17 protein-coding genes are annotated in these 20,521 nt (G+C 60.1%); 13 read left to right on the top strand and 4 right to left on the bottom strand.

Annotation, left to right across the window (positions count from 1 at the left end; translation table 11 throughout):
• Nucleotides 1–9: 9 nt before the first annotated feature.
• The gene (gene nusB / locus BSZ35_RS10485; protein WP_105012387.1) at nucleotides 10–492 is read right to left on the bottom strand and encodes a transcription antitermination factor NusB; all 483 of its coding nucleotides are present in this window, start codon (nucleotides 490–492) and stop codon (nucleotides 10–12) included.
• Nucleotides 493–851: 359 nt separating this feature from the next.
• Here nusB and BSZ35_RS10490 point away from each other — a divergent pair, with 359 nt between their 5' ends.
• Entirely contained in the window at nucleotides 852–3,344 is a 2,493-nt protein-coding gene (locus tag BSZ35_RS10490; protein ID WP_105012388.1) for a DNA internalization-related competence protein ComEC/Rec2, read from the top strand.
• An 828-nt stretch (nucleotides 3,345–4,172) separates the two neighbouring features.
• Here BSZ35_RS10490 and BSZ35_RS10495 read toward each other — a convergent pair.
• Nucleotides 4,173–5,498 (bottom strand): glucose-6-phosphate isomerase, encoded by a 1,326-nt coding sequence (locus BSZ35_RS10495; RefSeq protein ID WP_105012389.1) that lies wholly within the window; start codon nucleotides 5,496–5,498, stop codon nucleotides 4,173–4,175.
• Between the two features lie 502 nt (nucleotides 5,499–6,000).
• Between BSZ35_RS10495 and BSZ35_RS10500 the strand changes: the two genes are divergently transcribed.
• From BSZ35_RS10500 to BSZ35_RS10545, 10 genes are all read left to right on the top strand, one after another.
• Nucleotides 6,001–7,005 carry a sodium:calcium antiporter gene (locus BSZ35_RS10500; RefSeq protein ID WP_105012390.1) on the top strand — a complete coding sequence of 335 codons (1,005 nt, stop codon included), beginning with the start codon at nucleotides 6,001–6,003 and terminating at the stop codon, nucleotides 7,003–7,005.
• Between the two features lie 272 nt (nucleotides 7,006–7,277).
• Entirely contained in the window at nucleotides 7,278–7,790 is a 513-nt protein-coding gene (locus tag BSZ35_RS10505) for a DUF177 domain-containing protein (protein ID WP_105012391.1), read from the top strand.
• Nucleotides 7,791–7,998: 208 nt separating this feature from the next.
• A complete protein-coding gene (gene rpmF / locus BSZ35_RS10510) occupies nucleotides 7,999–8,196 on the top strand; it encodes a 50S ribosomal protein L32 (RefSeq protein WP_105012392.1) in 198 nt (65 codons plus the stop codon).
• A 253-nt stretch (nucleotides 8,197–8,449) separates the two neighbouring features.
• Nucleotides 8,450–9,463, top strand: coding sequence for a phosphate acyltransferase PlsX (gene plsX / locus BSZ35_RS10515; RefSeq protein ID WP_105012393.1), 1,014 nt, complete (start codon nucleotides 8,450–8,452; stop codon nucleotides 9,461–9,463).
• A 44-nt stretch (nucleotides 9,464–9,507) separates the two neighbouring features.
• Nucleotides 9,508–10,515, top strand: coding sequence for a beta-ketoacyl-ACP synthase III (locus tag BSZ35_RS10520; protein ID WP_105012394.1), 1,008 nt, complete (start codon nucleotides 9,508–9,510; stop codon nucleotides 10,513–10,515).
• A 100-nt stretch (nucleotides 10,516–10,615) separates the two neighbouring features.
• A complete protein-coding gene (gene fabD, locus BSZ35_RS10525) occupies nucleotides 10,616–11,548 on the top strand; it encodes an ACP S-malonyltransferase (protein WP_105012395.1) in 933 nt (310 codons plus the stop codon).
• Nucleotides 11,549–11,666: 118 nt separating this feature from the next.
• Complete coding sequence (locus BSZ35_RS10530; RefSeq protein ID WP_105012396.1) at nucleotides 11,667–12,527, top strand: hypothetical protein; 861 nt, start codon at nucleotides 11,667–11,669, stop codon at nucleotides 12,525–12,527.
• On the top strand, nucleotides 12,517–13,263 hold the full coding sequence (fabG, locus tag BSZ35_RS10535) for a 3-oxoacyl-[acyl-carrier-protein] reductase (protein ID WP_105012397.1): 747 nt from the start codon (nucleotides 12,517–12,519) through the stop codon (nucleotides 13,261–13,263). The genes BSZ35_RS10530 and fabG overlap by 11 nt, the downstream gene beginning before the upstream one ends.
• 183 nt (nucleotides 13,264–13,446) lie before the next feature.
• Nucleotides 13,447–14,880 carry a DEAD/DEAH box helicase gene (locus tag BSZ35_RS10540; protein WP_105012398.1) on the top strand — a complete coding sequence of 478 codons (1,434 nt, stop codon included), beginning with the start codon at nucleotides 13,447–13,449 and terminating at the stop codon, nucleotides 14,878–14,880.
• Nucleotides 14,881–15,553: 673 nt separating this feature from the next.
• Complete coding sequence (locus tag BSZ35_RS10545; RefSeq protein WP_105012399.1) at nucleotides 15,554–17,344, top strand: PAS domain S-box protein; 1,791 nt, start codon at nucleotides 15,554–15,556, stop codon at nucleotides 17,342–17,344.
• A 29-nt stretch (nucleotides 17,345–17,373) separates the two neighbouring features.
• On the opposite strand, the gene BSZ35_RS10550 is transcribed toward BSZ35_RS10545, so the two are convergent.
• Nucleotides 17,374–17,604, bottom strand: a complete 231-nt coding sequence (locus BSZ35_RS10550; RefSeq protein ID WP_105012400.1) for a hypothetical protein — start codon at nucleotides 17,602–17,604, stop codon at nucleotides 17,374–17,376.
• Between the two features lie 160 nt (nucleotides 17,605–17,764).
• Between BSZ35_RS10550 and BSZ35_RS10555 the strand changes: the two genes are divergently transcribed.
• A complete protein-coding gene (locus BSZ35_RS10555) occupies nucleotides 17,765–18,133 on the top strand; it encodes a hypothetical protein (protein ID WP_146110054.1) in 369 nt (122 codons plus the stop codon).
• A gap of 1,143 nt (nucleotides 18,134–19,276) precedes the next feature.
• Nucleotides 19,277–19,837, top strand: a complete 561-nt coding sequence (msrB, locus tag BSZ35_RS10560) for a peptide-methionine (R)-S-oxide reductase MsrB (protein ID WP_105013813.1) — start codon at nucleotides 19,277–19,279, stop codon at nucleotides 19,835–19,837.
• A gap of 161 nt (nucleotides 19,838–19,998) precedes the next feature.
• On the opposite strand, the gene BSZ35_RS10565 is transcribed toward msrB, so the two are convergent.
• On the bottom strand, nucleotides 19,999–20,478 hold the full coding sequence (locus BSZ35_RS10565; RefSeq protein WP_181149287.1) for a DoxX family protein: 480 nt from the start codon (nucleotides 20,476–20,478) through the stop codon (nucleotides 19,999–20,001).
• Nucleotides 20,479–20,521 lie beyond the last annotated feature (43 nt).

Genomic DNA, 20,521 nt, shown 5'->3' on the forward strand with positions numbered 1-20,521 from the left:
GAGCGGCCTTTACTGAGACTGTGCCCGTTCTCGGATGGCGTCCATGCCGATCAATCCGCGTCCCGATTTTTCGAGTCGCCCCTGCCGGTGGAGGTCCATCAACACCGAATCGAGCACCCCATTGATGAAGGGGCCGCTGTCGTCCGTGCTGTAGGTCTTGGCAATCTCGATGGCCTCGTCAATTGTCACCTTCGGCGGGATCTCTTCAAACTCCAGAAACTCGGCCGTGGCCATCCGGAGAAGGGCCCGATCGATCGCGGTAATGCGGTGCAGCTTCCAATTCGTGGCGTGGGCCTGAATAATCTCATCGGCCTCATCAGCCACCTCCAGGGTCGTCCGGAAAAGGCTTTCGGCAAAGTTCATTACCTCCGGATCGTCCTCAAACTCCGCAGCCAGCAGAGTGTGAACGAAGTGGCTCGGGTTCCCCCCAGCCTGCTCCTGGGCGTACAACGCCTGCATGACACGTTCTCGGGCTTCGCGGCGGGTGCTCATACCGACACGTGAGGAAGTTGATTAGAAATCGTCTCCGCTTGCAGTCGAACACTGCCCCCATCTTCCGGGAGAAATGGTTGACGCCTCTTCTCACGGATCGGCATGTTTGGTCGCCTGCATTCAACCGTCGAGAAAGACGACCACGCCTCATACGGCGTCGGGCATGCTTTCAGAGGAAAGCTTTGTTCCTATCCCCGAGGGGTACGGAGGTTCAGGGGTCACTGCGGATTCCCTTAATCTTGGATCTTGCCGGCTTGCCTGCACTGCTATGAGAGCATGTTATACTCAGGTGTAATGATGTGTCTGTGCGACTGAGTAACCTGCCTTGATTTCATTGTCTATCGGCTGATTCCTCTCCCGTGCGTTCCTCCTCCGCCCTTCATTGGTCGGCTTATCCGGCGCTCGTGCCGGCGGGCGCATTTGCTGGCGGGATTCTTCTCGACGCCCTTGCGGGGAGGTGGCCCCCATTCTTCTGGAGGGGCTGCGTCGGGCTCGGTGTGCTTCTCTTTGCACTCATGCACTGGTGGGGAAAGCAGCGGATGGTCACGTTAGCGCCACTGGGGCGGGTCGTTGCCATTGTGCTGTTGGGTCTCGGGGCCGGAGGTACCTCCTATACCATCTACACGACTTCGTCCCCCCGGGCGCTGGGTCCAGTGGTGGAGAAGATGCCCGATCGCGCCCTCCCGATTTTTGGAACAGTCGTCGATGCCCCTGAGCGGTCGGAGTTGTCCACACGTTTTACACTGGTTGTGGATGAGATTGCATGGGCAGACTCCCTCATAAAAGCAGACGGAAGGGTCCGCGTGACTCTTCGACCGTCTCCGTGGGAAGCGAGCCCCAAGCCGTTTCCTCGGATTTATGAAGGGGATCGCCTTCGTCTCACGAGTATCATTCGCCCAGCGCCCGGACAACGAAACCCAGGAGGATTCGACTATGGGGAGTACCTTGCGCGGCGCGGCGTCTGCTGCACGGCATATGTGGATCGGCCATCTCGTATTCGTCGACTCGACCGAAGCTCTGCTCTGCTTACGAACGTCGTCGTTCGGACGCGTCAACACATCCGTCGGCAAATCCGCCGGTACGTGCCGAGCGCCGACGGACGTGCGGTACTTCAAGCCCTCCTGCTGGGCGACCGGAGCCGTGTGACGGACGAGCAGCGGCAGCAGTTTGCGGAAACGGGGCTCATGCATCTGTTGGCTGTTTCAGGACTCCATGTGTTCCTGGTAGGCATGGTCCTGTACATTCTACTCCAGCCTCTTTTGATGCGGCTGCGGCTTCGCTGGCAGACTGTGGAGATCGGGCGAGCGGGACTCACAGTCGTAGTGCTTTGTCTGTATATGCTACTGACGGGAATGCGGCCGTCGGTGGTACGCGCTGTCGTCATGTCTACGTTGTTTATCGGCGGTGTTGTCTTTCAGCGATCCACTCATCCGTTGAACACGCTCGGCGTGGCGGCACTGGTGCTTCTCGCTGTTCGTCCCCCAGCGCTCTTCGACGCGGGATTTCAGCTCTCCATGGCGGCCGTCGCGGCAATTGTGACCATCGATCCTCGATTCAAGGAGTGGATTCCGTCGGAGTGGACGCAAACGGCCGCTGGGGACTGGCTTATTTCTACAATCACTGTATCCGCGGCGGCGACGATTGGGACGGCTCCCGTGCTCCTTTACCACTTCGGGTGGGTATCAGTCGCCGGCTTGCTTTTGAACGTGGCAGGCATTCCTTGCACGGGGCTCGCCCTATCGGCGGCCGTGATGATGACCGTGGTGGGCGAGTTGTGGTCCTTGGCCGGTGCTGCCTTTGGGAGTACTGCGGATCTGTTTGTTCGGGGGCTGTTGCTCATCTCTCACAGCGGGGCGACGTGGTTGTCGTGGGGCGGCCTCCGAATGGTAAATCCGAATCCGTGGGTGCTTGGAGCGCTCGTTTGTGGGTCGGGGGCTTTGGCTCAGTGGCCGCGCCCCCGTTACCGCTGGCGGTGCACCGTCTGTGCTCTTCTGATCGCAACGGCTGGGGTATGGGTAGGGCTGTTTGAGCCGGAGGCGGACCCCACACTCGATGTACTCTTCTTTGACGTAGGGCAGGGGGATGCTGCTCTAATTACGACTCCCGAGGAGCGTCGGATTCTGGTGGACACGGGTCCCCGGTCTCCCTACGGCGGGAGTGCAGCTGCGTCCTCAATTCTCCCGTTTTTGCGTCGCCGAGGTATTCACCGGTTGGACCTCGTGGTTGTTACGCACCCCGATGAGGATCACCTCGGCGGACTTCCTGCCATTTTGCAGGAGGTCGACGTTGGGAAGGTAATCCACAGTGGGCAGAAGACGGATACCGATCTCTTTCGCGAGACGCGCCGGATGCTTTCTCGCTTGGACGTGCCATCGTCCTCTGTGCAACGTGGAGATATGCTTTCGGCGGGACCGTCGGTTGGAATTGAAGTACTTGGGCCACCGGTCCATCCCGAGCGTTGGGGAGTCGAGAGTGAAAATAGCCGGTCGGTTGTTCTCCGTGTAGGATTCGGTCGTACCGATGTGCTTCTGCCGGGGGACATTGAGGCAGCTGCCGAGCAAGCCCTTGTGCGGATGTACGAGAGGAGTCTCGGAAGCCGAGTTGTAAAACTGCCCCACCACGGATCCGAGACGAGTAGTACTTCTGCTTTCGTGCACGCCTGTGTGGATTCGAGTCGGAAGACACACGCCGTTGTCAGTGTTGGGCGTGAGAACCGATTTGGGATGCCTAGTAGAGATGTATTGGCGCGATGGCGAAGGGAAGGAGCTGAGATTCACAGCACCGCACGCTCGGGGGCCGTTTGGCTCCGATCGGATGGGGTGCAGGTCTGGACAGTTCCCTGGCGGGAGTGAACAAAGAGGAGGGCAAGCATCCCATCAACATGGACTGCTGGTGATCCCCCGTTGTGGTACTCTAGCACTCCTAGCGGTGTTATTCCTCTACAGGAATATCCTACTTCTTGGTTTGGTACACGTCGATGTACCAGTACAAAGCTCTTACTGAGCGGTATATCGATTTGAGCTGCGCCGTATTCCTATCGAGGAAAGTTATCCACACGCCCTACTGTGAATAAAGCACTCTGGGATTTTTAAAAAGATGTGGTTGTTGTTGTTAGGCGTGTGGAAATGTGGACAAGTAAACGACCCACAACCGCGATCGAGAGATGTGGACAGCATCGCGCTTCATTCACGGAGTTATCCACAAGAAACTGGATTCAAGAGTCGGTATACGGCGTAAATCGACGATTTTCGGGGTGTTTTCCACCTTTCCACAGCTATCCACAGTAAATCACGGTGTTCTCGTGCATAGTTGTGCACACTCATCCACAGTGTTGAGAACGCGGTGATGGGTGTGGACGGACCCCAAAGTTATGCACCGGCGCAGACGATCAAAATTCGTCGTTTTGGTTATCCAGATGTTATGGACCACTTATCCACCGGTTATCCACAACATTGTGGAGAAGTCCACAGCCCCCTGACGAGGGCTGCGGACCATCCACAAACGGTACATCTGCGTTGTTAGAAAAGGGGGGCGAGGGACGCAGGAGACGACCTGGTCGTAGACGTGAAAACAGTCCGGCCCCTCGTTTACCCTGCAGGAGAGGGGCCGGCGTGCCGGGCGTGGACTTGTGTTGGAGTCGCTGGCGGGATACCATTCATTTTTTTGGTCGAAGAGCGAGTTCACCGGTCGAGTCGGTCGTACATCTCACTCTTGTAATCTTCCACGCCGGGCTGATTGAAGGGGTTGACGTCGAGCAGGTACCCGCTAACCGCCACGGCGTGCTCGAAGAAGTAGAGGAGTTCTCCGATCGGTTGGGGAGCTAGGGCGTCGAACCAGATGGTGACGTTTGGGACGCCCCCGTTGGCGTGTGCCTGGGCCGTTCCGTCGTACGCGGCGCGGGTGACGTCGCCCATCGTTTTTCCGGCGACGTAGTTGAGTCCGTCCACGTCGTCCTCTGTTTCAGGAATGGAGAGCGACGCCGGATCCTTCTTCGGCATCAGGAACGTCTCCATCAAATTGCGCTGCCCCTGCTGCATGTACTGGCCGATCGAGTGGAGGTCGGTGGTGTACTGGGCAACGGTGGGAAAGAGGCCGGTGTGCTCTTTGCCCTCGCTCTCCCCGAAGAGTTGTTGCCACCACCGCCCGATATTCCGGAGCTTTGGTTCGAACACCGCGAGGGCTTCTACGTCGTAGTCGTCGTTCAGGAGCAGATACCGAAGAGCAGCGTATCGGAGGGCATCGTGCTCGGCGTCGGCACTGATCTCTTCACAAGCCGACACGGCCCCATAAAAGAAGGAATGGATGTCGATCCCGGCCGCGGCAATGGGAAGCAGGCCGACGGGCGTAAGCACTGAGAACCGTCCCCCGACGTCGTCGGGAATGACGTACTTCTTGTAGAAGTCGTTGGCCTCGTGGAGGGCGTTGAGGGCGCCCTGTTCCTTGTCGGTTGTGATGATGATCCGGTCGGAGGGGGCGTCGAACTGGTCGTGCATCCATGCACGCACCACTCGGAAGGAAAGGGCAGTTTCGAGGGTCGTGCCACTCTTGGAGATGACATTTACAAAGACGGATTTTCCGTCCAGGTCGGAAAGGAGCTCTCGAAGGTAGGCCCCGCTCGTGTGATGGCCGGCAAAGCGCACCTCAGGGGGCTGGGAGGGGTGCATGCTCTGGCCCTCGGGGGTATCGGGCGAAGGGGGGTCGGGTTGGCGGGCGGACAGGTACGGCGTGAGGGCGCTAATTACTGCCCGGGCACCGAGGTAGGAACCGCCGATGCCGAGACACAGCAGCACGTCGGCGTCGCGCCGGAGCCGGTGGGCGGTGGCTTCGATGTCTTGCAGAAGGGCATCATCCGGGTCTAGGAGAAGATCGCGCCATCCCAGCATGTGGCTGCCCTTTCCTGTTTTGTTCAGAACCGCTTCGTGGGCCTCTTCGATCTGAGGCTTAAGGTCGGCGAGTGCGCCGTCGTCGAGGAACGACTGTGCGTGTTGAGTGTCGAGGCTGACCATGATGGCAGATGTCTTCAGTTTGATAATGACGTCATGAGAACCTATCTGGCGGAGTGTCTACGGCCTGCGACTGCGTGGATTTCGTGCAGAGCGGCTTCTGCGCTCCCCCGGCAGCTCTGCTACAGGGAGAGGCGCTTGGCGTCTTTCTATCACTTCGCCACTGTGTCTTAGCATCGTAGCCATCCCCCAAGCAGATTCGGAGAGACGGATCGAGCAGTCCGGGGGAGGACCGCCAGCATCCGAAAACCTACAAAACGAATGCACCATCCGTGAAATGGGGGCGCCCGTCAGGTCTACAATCGACGGCGTTCTCGTTTTCGGGAGGCGAGTGGCACTTTGCATCCCAACGCTCCCATCTCGGTTTGATCGGGAGCACCGGAACTCTTTCCGACCAGCTTGACTTTGGGGCGGAGGCGCGCCACTATATCTTTTCTCCTCTTCGGGGCTGCCGTAGGTGGAGGGCGCCACACCTCCAATTTACTGAGCGACTGGTTCGTACCTCATGCAGTTACTCCTCTATATTGGTTTCGCGGTGGGGGGCACCGCGATCTGTTGGTGGGGGAGTGGGATCCTGGAAGACACGTCTCGGCGACTGTCGGTCTATTACCAGCTTCCCGCAGCCGTGCAGGGAGCCGTCATCACGGCCATTGGGTCCAGCTTTCCGGAGTTGTCGAGTACAGTGTTGGCGACGCTCCTGCACGGGACCTTTGATCTTGGGGTCGCCTCCGTCGTGGGGTCGGCACTCTTCAATATTCTCGTGATTCCGGGCGTGTCCGGGCTCGTGGGCGGGCGCATCGATACGGGACGACTCCTCGTGTTCAAAGACGTGCAGTTCTACGTTACGTCCGTGGCAGTGCTGATGCTGACGTTTGCACTGGCGGCCCTGTATTATCCTGTGCCCGGTCCCGATCGCGTTGGGATTGTAACCCGTCCCCTCGCCCTGATGCCCTTGATGTTCTACGGGCTGTACTTCTATCTCCAGCTGCTTGCGGTGCGGGATCACACTGGAGAGGCTCCTCCCGAACACTTGACGCCGATGGGCGACTGGGTTCGACTGGGGGGAAGCTTGGCTCTGATTCTGGTTGGGACCGAAGGGCTGGTGCGTGCGGCTATTGGGTTTGGCGATTGGTTCGGCACGCCCTCTTTTTTATGGGGGCTCACCGTTGTGGCTGCCGGGACAAGCCTGCCGGACATGTTTGTGAGTGTTCGGGCAGCCCATGGGGGACGTGGGACCGTAAGTCTCGCCAACGTGTTGGGCAGCAATATTTTTGATCTTCTCGTGGCAGTTCCGGCCGGCATCTTCCTCGCAGGGGCCTCCACCGTCAACGTGTCGGCAGCCGTGCCGATGATGGCTGTTCTTGCCCTCGCGACCCTCGTGCTCTTCGTCATCCTGCGAACCAATGAGTCGCTGGAGCCGAATGAGGCCGTTGGGCTTCTCGGGCTCTACGCTCTCTTTCTTGTGCTGGTCGCGCTAGAGACGGCCGGTGTGCTCTCGATCATGACCTGACCCGACCGTGTGCTGATGCGGATGAAGGGCGGCGGATCGGCAGTGGAGGCGTTGGACGAGTCTTCGACAGAGTGTTGAACCCACCGTGCGCCCATCTCCTGCGGTCAATCGTTTGTCGGCTGATGTTGTGCAGGAGGAGGGCGGGGAAGAGGGCGATCCAGCATGCGTTCGTGTGCGCACTGAACCCGGAACCCCAATGCGGTAGACGGCATATCTGATCAGATACCGAAATAGATTTCTTTGCGCGGTTTGTTCACGAACGGCTCGGTGCCATGCTGACGGTCGACGTCACCTCCCTTTCGGACGGCATCCATCACCTTGAGTTTTCCCCGTCGGCAGAAGAGGCGGCTCTTGATCCGACGACGTTTCGCGACGTGTACGTGGAGGCGGAGTTGCAGTGTCATCGGGATCGCATTCTCGTGAAGCTGTCGGCCACGGCGACCGCCGAGCTCACCTGCGATCGAACGCTCAAGTCGTACGACGAGGATGTGGAGGGACATTACAATCTGCTCTTCGGACCGCCGGAGATGGTTGGGCGGGAAGGGGAAGAGTTTGAAGAGGTGCGCCCCTTCCATCCCTCAGACCAGGAAATCGACCTGACCGACGTGGTTCGGGATACCCTGCTTCTGGCACTTCCGCAGCGGCAGATTGCGCCGGGGGCCGAAGAGGAGCCCATCGATCAGGAGTTTGGAAGGCCCGAGGAGGCCGAAGAGGAGCCGATCGATCCGCGGTGGGAGGAGCTGCAGAAGCTGAAAAATAACAACTCGACCGGGGAGAGTTCGTAAGCCCGACAGCACTATACCCGGCAGGGGCGGGCAGGGTGTGCTATAAATTCTGAGCAAATTGAGCCGAGGGGGCTGAACATCTGGATTCTTCCCCTCATCTTATGGAGTCCGCCGTGTCCGAATAGGAGGCCGCGTTTACGGAGTGTCCGTGATCGGTCTCGGAGGATGGGCCCGCGCGCTGTTTGTATTCATTGACTGGGACTGAGTTATGGCTGTACCGAAACGACGACACTCGAAGTCGCGCACACGCAAGCGCCGCTCCACGTACTACAATGAGTTGGAGCCGCCGCAGCTTATGGACTGCAACAACTGCGGCAATCCGAAGGTGATGCACCGCGCCTGCAAGCACTGCGGCCACTACCGAGGACGGCAAGTAATCGAACCGTCCGAAGAGTACATGGTGTAGCGCACCGGGACGTACACGTTCTGGCTCGCGGCACCCGCACACGTCCCACCGAGGAAGCTTGCTGCATTCGGTTTGGGGCGTGTCATTTCTTTGTCGGGTCTTCGTCCCGTCTTTCGACGGTGACCCGGTGATTTTCCCTGCGCACACCTATGTTTGCGCCGGGTCCGTCTTTTCCAGGATGGGTCCAGTAGGGCGAAGGCGTTCCCTCTTTTCCTCACTACACTCGTTTTCGGGACACACTCTGACGGCTCGTATGGCTTCGCGTATTGCTGTGGACGCAATGGGAGGCGACGATGCGCCGGAAGCGGTCGTCACGGGAGCAATTCAGGCCGTGAACCACGCAGACCGGGATCCCTCCGTTCTCCTCGTTGGCCCCGAGGCACAGATCCGAGCAGTGTTGGAGGAGCATCCTGACGCTCCCCACGACGCCCTCGACATCATTGATGCCCCGGATGTGATTGGAATGGGGGAGGCGCCGGCGGCGGCCGTTAAACAAAAGACGAATTCGTCGATCCATCAGGGCCTCGCCGCTCATCACGACGACAAAGCCGACGCGTTTGTGAGTGCCGGCAACACCGGGGCCATCATGGGTGCGGCAATGTTCATTCTTGGTCGGATTGCGGGGGTCGAGCGTCCGTCGATTGCGGGGTTCTTTCCCAATCTTCGGGGCTCGTCTGTTGTCCTGGACATTGGCTCGAACGTGGACTGCAAGCCCTCGCACCTGGTCCAGTTTGCCCGCATGGGGACCATTTATGCCCGGCAGGTGCTGGACAATGAGGACCCCACCGTGGGGTTGATCAACATTGGGGAGGAGCCGGGGAAAGGCAATGAGCTCGTCAAGGAGGCGTATGAGCGGCTTCAGAACATTGACGATATCCACTTCAAAGGAAATGTCGAGGGAGGAGATCTACTGTTTTATGCCGCCGATATCCTCATTTGCGATGGGTTTGTTGGAAATGTTCTGCTCAAGTTCGGGGAGAGCATGACGACGGTCCTGTCGGAAATGACGCAGCAGGAGATGGACCGCCAAGGGCTGTCGGACGACGAGCAGGCTCTCGTGTCGAATGTGTTGGGGGAGGTAAGCCATCACTTCGACCCGGAGTCGATGGGCGGGGCTCCGCTGTTGGGAGTCAATGGAAACGTCTTGATTGGTCACGGCAGCTCGTCGCCCGACGTGATCGAGCAGATGATTCACGCGGCCGCCGCACTGTCCACGACGGAGGTCATCCCCGCGATTGAGTCCGCATTTCAGTCCGAGACCGGATAACATCGCCGGGATCCGTGTCATCGTCCCACCACCCGCACTGATCTATGTCTTCCCCTTCCGCTTTGCGTCACGCCGCCATTACGTCCGTCGGTCACTACCTGCCGGACGAACGGCTCACCAACAGTGACCTGGAGGCGATGGTGGAGACCAACGACGAGTGGATCCGGACCCGCACCGGCATTCGTGAGCGTCGCATCCTGGGGGACGACGGGAAAGCGACTGCGTTTATGGCCACCGAGGCGGCGCGCGAGGCCCTCGACAAGCGAGGCCTCACGCCCGACGACGTGGACGTAATTGTCGTGGCCACCGTTACGCCGGATATGCTGTTTCCGGCCACGGCCTGTCTCGTGCAGGACAACCTTGGCGCTTCGAATGCCTGGGGGTTCGACCTCTCGGCGGCGTGCAGCGGCTTTTTGTACGGCCTCACCACCGGGGCCCAGTTTGTTGAAACCGGCCGGGCGGACACGGTCCTCGTCATTGGGACCGATAAGATGAGCTCTATCGTCGACTACACGGACCGCACCACGTGCATTCTCTTTGGGGACGGTGCGGGGGCGGTTGTACTGGAGGCCGACGAGGACGTGGGACTCCAGGATACGGTGCACCACACGGACGGGGAGCATCGGGATCTGCTCTGTATGGAGGGCGGAGGAAGTCTCCATCCCCCGACCCACGAAACGGTGGACAATCACATGCACTACGTTCACCAGGACGGTCGGCAGGTCTTCAAGTTTGCCGTGACTCGCATGGCCGACGTCTGTGTGGAGGTCATGGAGCGAAATGACCTTACTGCCGACGACGTGCAATACCTCGTGCCCCATCAGGCCAATCAGCGCATCATTGATGCGACGGCCAAGCGGATGGGCCTCGACTCTAACAAGGTGATGGTCAACATTGACCGCTACGGCAACACCACGGCGGCAACTATTCCGCTTTGTCTCTACGACTGGGAGGACGAGCTTACGCGAGGGGATAACCTCATTCTCACGGCTTTTGGGGGCGGATTTACCTGGGGAGCCAGCTACCTTACCTGGGCCTACGAGGGGCAATGACGAGTGGTGAATTGCGAGTGTCGAATTGATCTCGGCTTCTCGCTCGGTTGCCCATTGTCTTCAACAATTCGCACTTCGAAACTCGAAATTCGACATTGCCATGATGGCATTTCTCTTTCCCGGGCAGGGGTCGCAATCAGTGGGCATGGGCTACGAACTCTTTGAGCAGCATCCCGAGGCTCGGGCGCGCTTCGAGGCGGCCAACGACTTGCTGGACGACGTCGACCTTCTGACGTTCATGTTTGGGCTCGACTCCAGTGTCGCGGAGCCGGCCGAGCGGTTGAAGCAGACGGCGATCACACAGCCGGCGCTCTACACGCACAGCCTGGCGGCTGCGGCGGTACTGGAGGCCAAGGGGGTTCAGCCGGACCAGGCGGCCGGGCACAGCCTGGGGGAGTATAGCGCGCTGGCGGCTGTTGGGGCGCTCTCCTTCGAGGACGGACTGCGCGTGGTGCGCCGGCGAGGCGAGTTGATGGCGAAGGCCGGTGAGCAGCGCCCCGGGGCAATGGCGGCCATCATGGGGGCCGACGACGAGGAGGTGGAGGCCGCCTGCACGGCCGTGTCGGACGAGGGCGAGGGCGTCGTACAGACCGCCAACTACAACGCGCCCGGACAGATTGTCATCTCCGGAGACGAGGCGGCAGTAGAGAAGGCCACGGCTCGCATCAAAGGACGCGCCATCCCGCTTCCGGTGAGTGGAGCGTTCCATTCCCCTCTTATGGAGTATGCGCGGGAGGGGCTCCGGGAGGTGCTGGAGGCAGTGACCATCAACGAGCCGGAGTGTCCGGTGTACTTGAACGTAACGGCTGAGCCCACCGTCGACCCCGACGAGATCCGGCAGCGGCTCATGGAGCAGTTGCTTTCGCCGGTGCGGTGGGCGCAAACACTCCGACGCATGCATGCGGATGGGGCCGACCGCTTTATCGAGGTGGGAGCAGGCAATGTGCTGCGAGGCCTCGTTGGGCGCACGCTCGACGACGTCGAGACGGCCGGAGCAGGGACGCCCGACGAGATTGAAGCGCTCGTGGGGTGAGGCCGGAGCGACGGCTGGTCCTCTCCGGGTTTGGAACGAAGAGGAGCCGGTGGGGAACGCTGCTCGTGTGCCGTGAGTGCTACACGGTCCGCTCTCGCGTGCCCATTCTCCTCCTGTCATGGTTCCGTCTCTCCCGCGGTCTCGGCTTTTCGTCGTTCTCCTGTTGCCTCTGTTTGCACTCCTCAGCGGCTGTGCCGGCGGAGGGACCTACAGCCTTAATCCGGGCGACATTGCAGAGAGATATCTGCCGACGACTCGGTCAGTCGATCATCATCCGGACTCGCTTCGGTCCTTTTCAATTACAGAGAACGAAAATACGCTCCAGGCGAACGTTGAGGGAAGCTACGAAGCGCTCCATCGAAAGTGGTCCTGCACGTTCCAAAGCCTGGACACAAGGGCAAGCCAGCGAACCTACAGCTATGCGACGCTGCGGAGCAAAGAGATTGCCCTCGCCTCCCTCGAAGCGGAAATCGGATTCTCGTCGCTGACCAAAGAGCGGGCCCGACAGTTGCTGAAGGAACGGACGAAAGAGTACCAGAACGCCATTCAAATCGACCTGTACTGGTTTCAGTCTGATGGCAGTACGCTCGTAGCGGGTCCGGGGTCACGGGTCGAGCTTGTGATCGATGGAGAGCCGTACCGCCCGGTGGAGGAGTCGAATGGGCCGCTCCGGGAGGCCTTTCTCCTGCAGGGCGACGGGCGTTCGCTCTATCGCCGGAATATCTTCTATTTTGCCCGCACCGTCGACGGGACCGACATTTTGGAGGATGCTACTCGTGTGGTGCTGACCATCAACCGAACCGGCAGGCGTGTTCGGTTCAGTTGGACATGGGAAGCGGAGGGGGAGTCAGAGGTCCGTCTCGGGCGGCGGCGTCCCGAACAATCCGTTGCCGCTCGGAGGGAGGACGCGTTCCACACATCGCCATACTCACTCTTTTTTCCGTCAACAGAACCGATTCGTCTTATCCATGACCGTTGATTTCGACGGCACGACTGTTCTCGTAACGGGCGGGACCCGGGGCATTGGGCGCGCCATCGTGCAAAAATTTGCAGAGGCCGGAGCCCGTGTCGCGTTCACGTACCGCTCGTCTGCTGCCGAAGCCGAAGCGCTGGTGGAGGAGCTTGAAGAGCAGGGCACTGAGGCCTTTTCCCTACAGGGGGACGTGGCCGACTTCGACGTGGCACAGTCGCACGTGGACGCGGTGCTCGACCGCTGGGACACGCTCGACGTCCTGGTCAACAATGCCGGCATCACGCGAGATGGGCTCATGCTGCGCCTCGAGGAGGAAGACTGGGACGCCGTTCTCGATACGAACCTCAAAGGGGTCTTCAACTTCTCGAAGGCGGCCTACCGGCCCATGATGCGCAGCGGAGGCTCGATCATAAACATCTCCTCCGTGGTGGGCACCACTGGAAATGCCGGCCAGACCAACTATGCTGCGTCCAAGGCCGGTGTCGTGGGCTTTTCGAAGAGTCTCGCCAAAGAGCTCGGCAGCCGAGACGTGAACGTGAACGTCGTGGCGCCCGGCTACGTACAGACCGACATGACCGACGAGCTCGACGACGACACCCGCGACAGCATTCTTGACGCCGTTCCTCTCGATCGGCTCGCTGACCCCAGCGAAATTGCCAAGTCGGTGCTTTTTCTTGCTTCTCCGGCCGCCGACTACATTACCGGTCACGTCCTTCACGTAAATGGAGGACTGTCGATGTAAACATCCTCAAAACAGGCGGGCCCGACACGCGAAATTCGAAGAATGAAAGAGGATCGTTCGGGCACTGCGTTCGTAGCACTCTTCCAGCGCGTATGAACGGGCAGTCCTTCCGCCCACGCCCCTCCCGTGCTGGGTGCCCACCTGCTCTTGCTGTATTGAACTTGGAACTCAGACGCCTGGCTGATGGCCCCTGATATCTCGGAGAGTCCGTACACGAACGTCATCGACCTTACTTCGAAAGCGCAGGAGAAAGAGCGGCGCGAAAAGATGGATAGTGGGCTGCGCGAGCCGGATCCCCCGCTCGACGAGATCACGGTCGACCAACTGCCCGAAGAAATTGATCAGGCCATGCGGGCGGCGGGATGGGACGATCTCATGGAGGTGCAGCGCAAGGCCCTTCCCTACATTCTGGAAGGGCGCGACCTCATCGTACAGTCGCATACGGGCTCGGGAAAAACCGGGGCCTTCCTGTTACCCCTCTTTCAGCTGCTCAATCCCGACAAGAAGGAGCAGCAGGTCCTGATTCTCACGCCCACGCGCGAGCTGGCCCGCCAGATCCACGAGGAGTTTGAGCGGATGAAGATCGCTACGCCCCAGACCAATCGACTGGAGGCGGCTCTCATCTACGGAGGCGTCGGCTATGGGCCACAAATCGAGGCCCTGGAAAAGGGAGCGCAGGCCGTAATCGGCACGCCGGGCCGCGTGCTCGACCACCTCAAGAAAAACAACTTCGACGCCTCTACCATCCGGATGCTCGTGCTCGACGAGGCCGACGAGATGCTGTCGATGGGTTTCTATCCGGACATGAAAGACATCGTGGATTACCTTCCGCAGAACCGGGAGTCGCACATGTATAGCGCCACGATGCCCCCGAAGGTGCGATCGGTGGCCCGCGAGTTTCTCGACGATCCCGGCTTCCTATCGCTCAGCAGCGACAAGGTGAGCGTCGATGAGATTAAGTACCGCTACTATTTGGTGACTCCGATGGAGAAGGATCGGACACTGGAGCGGCTGCTGGAGATGGAAGAGCCGGAGTCGGCCCTTATCTTTGCCAACACGAAGCGGGAGGTGCGCTACCTCGACCGCTTCCTTAGCAACAAGGGCTACGACGTGGATCAAATGTCCGGCGACCTTTCTCAGCGAGACCGAGAGAAGGCGCTCGATCGGCTTCGAGAAGGAGAACTCCGTCTCCTCGTTGCGACGGACGTTGCGGCACGCGGCATTGACGTGTCTGATCTCAGCCACGTCTTCATCTACGACGTCCCACAGGACCACGAATACATCATTCACCGCTCTGGGCGCACGGCGCGCGCCGGGAAAACGGGCACGACCATCGTTCTCGCCACGCATGAGGACGAGTTCGAGCTCAAGCGGATGGCCAACACCTACGACATCGACATCGAAAAGGCGGAGCTGCCCGAGGATCCTCACCGCACGGCCACCGAACTGCTGGAGGAGCGCTACGAAGAGGACGGGTATCCCCGCGATGACGTCGAGGAGTTTGTGCCGTTGGTACAAGAGCTTTCCGAGGAGCGTCCCGAGCTGCTGGCGTCGCTGGTAACCGATCTCTACGTGCAGTCGAAGGAGGAGGACAGTGAAGCAGAGGGGGAAGAGTAAGGCTGGGGCCGGGGGCGAAAGGGAAATACGCCTGCGACGGCGTTCAGCGTAGGGGGCATTTTGTTTCGGGCGTTTCGGAATTGCCGGTCCCGACCGGCAGAGGATGAGCGGCGAGCCCGTTGATGTTCACGTCTGGCGGCACCAATCGAGAGCCTCGCTAAAGTGGATCGCACATTGCCGCGGCCGGATCGTCTCCTCCGTTCGGGACGTGCCTCGTCTGCCGACACCGATCTGGAGCGACAAGGACCGATGATAGAAATGGGCGTCCGGATGGCACCGACCGATCCCATATTCCGTCACGAGCCCTCCAACAGGAGAGAATCGTTGTATTGACCCACTCTTTTCACAATCTTTGATGGAAGGAGGGCGTTGGGCCGGGCTGTACGATCGGAAAAATGAGTGTTGTGTTTGGGACATGCTGTCGTCTTTTCTAAAGAATAGTGCCAGCGGACCGAGGGTGGAGACCGTAGTCTTTCGTTGTTTTAAGGCAATGGCCGGTTCTCTTTTTCTTCGTTGGTCTCATTCTTGCGGCCGCTATGATGGTCGTCTACACCGAACCTTAACGTATTTGGTCCGGTATATACCATGCGTTTCCTAATTTGAACGGTTCGATTCGAACCGGTCCGCATCTCTCTACAACCGTTGCCCTGCGCCCCTAGGCAACGCCCCGATCATGTTTTCGCCGACTGAAACCGGCCATGCCGTCGACCAGAGCCAGATCGCCGCGCAGTATGCACGGCGTCTCCGGGCGACGATTGTGGCCCTTCTGCTGATCGGAATGGTGCCGTTTGGGCTGCCCTGGTGGATTGCCGGGCTTGCGGTCGTTGTTGCCGGAATCCTGGACGCCGGGTTCTGGTGGTCGCGTCATCGCGTCAAGGGACTGCTCTCGCCGGAGCTTGCCAACGCGGCCCTTGACCTCTTGCCCGCTGTGTTTTTCGTGCTTGATCAGAGCGGGCGTATTCAGTACTGGAATGCCCGGTTTTCCGACCTGTCCGGACATGAGTCTGAGAATCTGTTTGGGCGTCGGCTCTACCGCTTCTTTGAAGGCGACGATCGGCAGAACGTCATCGTAGCGGTCACGCGCGCCCTCACCCGGGGGACATCCACCGTAGAGGCCGAGTTTGTGGGCGAGGAGGGCGAGACGATTCCAATGTTGCTTACGGGGATACGGGTGAACCTGGGAGGGACCTATCGCCTCATCGGGGTGGGGCAGGACATCAGTGCGCGAAAGGAGGCGGAGGCAGAGTTGCGGCGGCAGGAGGCGCGGTACCGGCTGCTGGCCGAGAATGTGACCGACGTGGTCACGCATCTGGATCCGTCGACCACGCTTCTGTACGTGTCGCCCTCGGTGAAGAACCTGCTCGGCTATGAGCCCGACGAGCTGACCGGCGAGCGGGCGATCGACTACGTTCATCCAGACGACCGGGAGCCGACCAAGCAGGCCGTCCAACGGGCGCTTGCTCGGGGACACCGGCCTCGTGCCGAATTTCGCATCCGGACCAAGCACCGCGGATATCTTTGGGTGGAGTCGGTGGGCAAAGAGCTGGAGGGAGAGGGCGCCCGGCGCGAGCTTGTCATCACGACCCGCGACATTTCGGAACGGAAGGCCCGCGAACGCGACCTCGTCGAGGCCCGGGACACGGCCGAGGAGGCGCGGCAAGAGGCCGAACGGGCGCGAGAGGACGCCGAACAGGCCAACCGATTGAAATCGGCCTTTCTCGCCAACATGAGCCACGAGATTCGCACTCCCCTCACGAGTGTCATTGGCTTCTCGGAGGTGCTCGAAGAGGAGGTGGAGGAGGACTACGCTCGCTTTGCGCGCCTCATTCGGGAGAGCAGCACTCGGCTCAAAGATGTGCTCAACTCTGTGTTGCGTCTCTCCAAGCTGGAGGTGGGGGCCGTCGAGTTCGAGCCCGAAGAGCTGGATCTCGCAACGGAGGTCAAACGCACGGTGGAGCTTCTGCAACCGCAGGCTGAGGACAAGGACCTTACGCTTCACATGGACGCCCCGGAGGAGTTGCACGCCTGTCTCGATCCTGGCGCCACCGGGCGGATTCTGGATAATCTCGTGAGCAATGCCATCAAGTATACGCCGCAGGGGGGACGGGTGGATGTGCGTCTGCGGGCCTCCGAGGAGGGGGCCGAGTTAACGGTGGACGATACCGGAAAGGGCATTGAGGAGGACCTTCTGCCCAACCTCTTCGAGCCGTTTGTGCAGGCCCCCGGGGAAGATGGACGAGACGAAGGCAGTGGGCTGGGACTGGCCATTACCAAGCGGCTCGTAGAGGGAATGGACGGGGAGATTGAAGTGGAAACGGAACCGGGCGAAGGGACCTGCTTCACGGTCCGGTTTCACACCGACCGCTGCATTTTTCAGAATGGGGCGGCGACCCATTCGTCCCCGTCTTCCGATGAAGAAGAGCCGGTTCCGAAGGAGGCCGGAGCGGGCGCTCAGTCGGGCTAACCCCCTTTGATAGAACGAGGGACGTGTCGTCAGGGGGATGTATCGGCCTCCATCACCCGTTCCGCAAGTCGGTACGCAATGAGACCGCCGGCCGCGAAGATGACCCCGTAGAGACCCAACGGGTTCTCCGCACTACTGATGGATTCGTATACTAGGGCGGAGCCACCGGCAGCCATCCCGCCCGCCAGAATGAAAATGAGAACGTGTACTACCCAGCGGCCCAGTGCCTGGCCCGGGGATAGAGACGACTGATTAGGCATAAATCAAGAGACGTTTGGTTGAGGGACAGCGCATCGAACGTAGAAGAAAACGACGATAACGACAACCGCAAGGGCAGTTTGGTGGGGATCAAGCAGTGTACGTCATCTCCTCTTTCTTCACTAGACCACGTTCTGTAATCCGATGAATACGAAGCTTTTCATGTCTACGAGTGGTATCTTTCTTGGGTTTTTCGGGATTACCATTTCTTTTTTCCCGCGAGAAATATTGACGGCTCTTGGGGCGACGCCCGATGAGGTGTCGTTGGTACTAGCGAACATGGTCGGGGCAATGTACTTAGGGGTTGGGATGCTCAATTGGATGGCACGTGGGAACCTCATCGGAGGAGTGTATAGCCGACCCGTGGCATTGGGCAACTTTGTCCTGTTTGTCATGATTGCAATTACATTGTCGAAGCAGGTGCTGGCCAGCTCGAATGCAGTTGTGTACGCAATCGGAGGGGCCTTGCACGCTGTTTTTGCGGGGGGATTTGGGTACGTACTGTTTGGAAAAGGGGGACAGTGCGGCTGACGGTGGGGGGACTGGCGCACTGCTGCTGATCCCCGTGATCGGTCCTCCCGCATTCAGTAGGGGCGATTCACCTCATCATTTCGTTTTGTTTAAGTGTTCCCGGGAATGCTTTTTTGTATACTGGTGTTAACAGTATAGAATAAAAGTTTGCAAAGCGCTGCTCCCGACGGGGTCGGGCAGCGCTTTTTTTATTTCGGTCTCGTTTTTTCTTGGTGGAGGTGGGCGTGGGGAGGCGGAGGGGCCTGTGCCGGTAGACCATGCCATCCGTGGGCTCGGGCCGGTCGAAGTCACTGTGGCCGATCAAGATGCTCCCCGGCAGGCGATGACGGAGGTCTTCGGCTTTCGGGAGGCGGGATCCTATGAGGTCGAGCCAGGGAAGACAGAGGACGAATCCCTTGCGCTGTACCCACCCCTCTGGCCACGGCGACGGTGTTTGACGGGGCCCGGTGGGGGGGGAAATGCACGTCATTGAGCGTGCAGAGGGGGAGCGAGAAAGACTTGGAAGAGGCGGGGTTCATCATGTTGCTCTCCGTACCCCGACAGCGACACGATTCGTTGGTGGCACGACCGCATCTCCAGCGCCGGTCCAATTCCGTCCCCGGTCATTGATCGCCACTACTTTGAGTCGGTATACACCCGTGAGCTGGGGACATTCTCATCGGAAATTGCGACGGACACTGGAGCCCCATTCCCGGTGGAAGAAGCGGCTGCCGGTACGGTGGCTTCCACCGTCGCTGGAGCCGCAACGGGAGGAGATTGAAGCTCGACTCCAGCCGCTGGAGGGAGAGAAGTAGCAGGGAATTGCCGAGAGGTCCCCAATAGCGCTTCGGTCAAGCCCTGACCGAATGGTTTCGTCTCTGTCGTTACAGTATTATCACCCTAAGTTTAACCGTACCCCGGGGGTCGTTTTGTTATACTGGTAACGGACGTGATGATGAAAAATAGAGTTTTGCCGCCTGGCAAGTGCCGGGGGGCTTTTTCTATGTCTTGCGGGTCCTTTTCTCTCCTCCTTCTCTCTCCGTCGGTCCCGGACCTCTCGATCTTCCAGCATTGTCGCATCGTGACTGAAACGATTCGAGCAGCGCGACCACTAAGACGGGAGTAGCCACCTATTTTCGCTCTCCCGATTTTCTCTGCGCTATGATGGACCGAGCCTCGTTTCTAAAGCATTTGGCCTGGGCGTCGGTTGCGCCGATCGCCCTTTCTGCCTGCAGCCGGAGCCGCTCCACCCCCACCCCGTCGGCAGTGGACACTGACACCCTCGACGTGCACGAGCGGCGTTCCGACATTCTGCCCCTCGACAAGTCCAAAGAGGAGTGGAAGGCAATTCTCGACGACGACGCCTATCGCATCCTGTTCGAGGCCGGCACCGAGCCGCGCCGCTCCAGTCCTCTCCTGGAGGAGACGCGCACGGGGACGTATATCTGTGCGGCCTGCTACCTCCCGCTCTTTTCCTCAAAGACGAAGTACGAGAGCGGAACGGGTTGGCCCAGCTTTTGGGCGCCGCTGGAGGGGCGCATTGAGACGAAGAAGGACATGAAGCTTGGCTACCCGCGCACGGAGTACCACTGCGTGCGGTGCGGCGGGCACCAGGGCCACGTGTTCGAAGATGGGCCGGAGCCGACGGGCCTGCGCTACTGCAACAACGGCCTCGCCCTCAACTTCGTCCCTCAGTCGGAGGCCCTTCCTGCATTGCGATCATAACTGCCGTCTGCAGCGGGCGGAATGAGGGGCCTTTCCCTCGTTGGGGGAATATCGTCTGTTCGACCGGAGTCGAGAACCCTTCTTTTTCTCGCATACCGGCCGAGACCAATGCCGTATAGCATTGCAGAAAACATTCGCTCGAACCAGGTCGGGGGCGCTCCTTAGGCGCTCGTGGGCTCCTCCATCGTTTCGCGTGCGGGTCCGGACGAGGCGCGTCGCCGCGCGTCGAGCGACCAGCGCCCGCCGCCGAACAGGAAGACGAGCCCGAGCAGAAAGAGCACCAGGGCGGAGAACTCCAGCGACTGGTTGGCCGACAGGAGGCCGTCCTGCCAGTGCACCACGAGTACGGCGCCGGCCAGCACGGGCAGCTGCACGAGGGCGGCCAGGCGCGTGTAGAGGCCCACGGTGAGAAGCGCGCCCCCGACGAGGTGAGCGGCCGTGACGTAGATCAGAATGCCGGACGTGGTCAGGGAGGGGGCGGCGCCGGCAGTGAATTGCTGCAGGCCCGTGTCGGTGAGGAGGAGGGCAAGTCCTCGGAAGAAGAGCCCGGCCCCGAGGTACACCCGAACGGCGTCGAGCACGAGGTGACGGTTGGCGTCGAGGCGGTCGAAGAAGCGGCGCATGGCGGACCCGAACTGCAAAGAGGAAACGAATGATTGGGACGGTAAACAGACGGGCCGCACC

The organism is Salinibacter sp. 10B, assembly GCF_002954405.1.
Classification (GTDB): Bacteria; Bacteroidota; Rhodothermia; order Rhodothermales; family Salinibacteraceae; genus Salinibacter.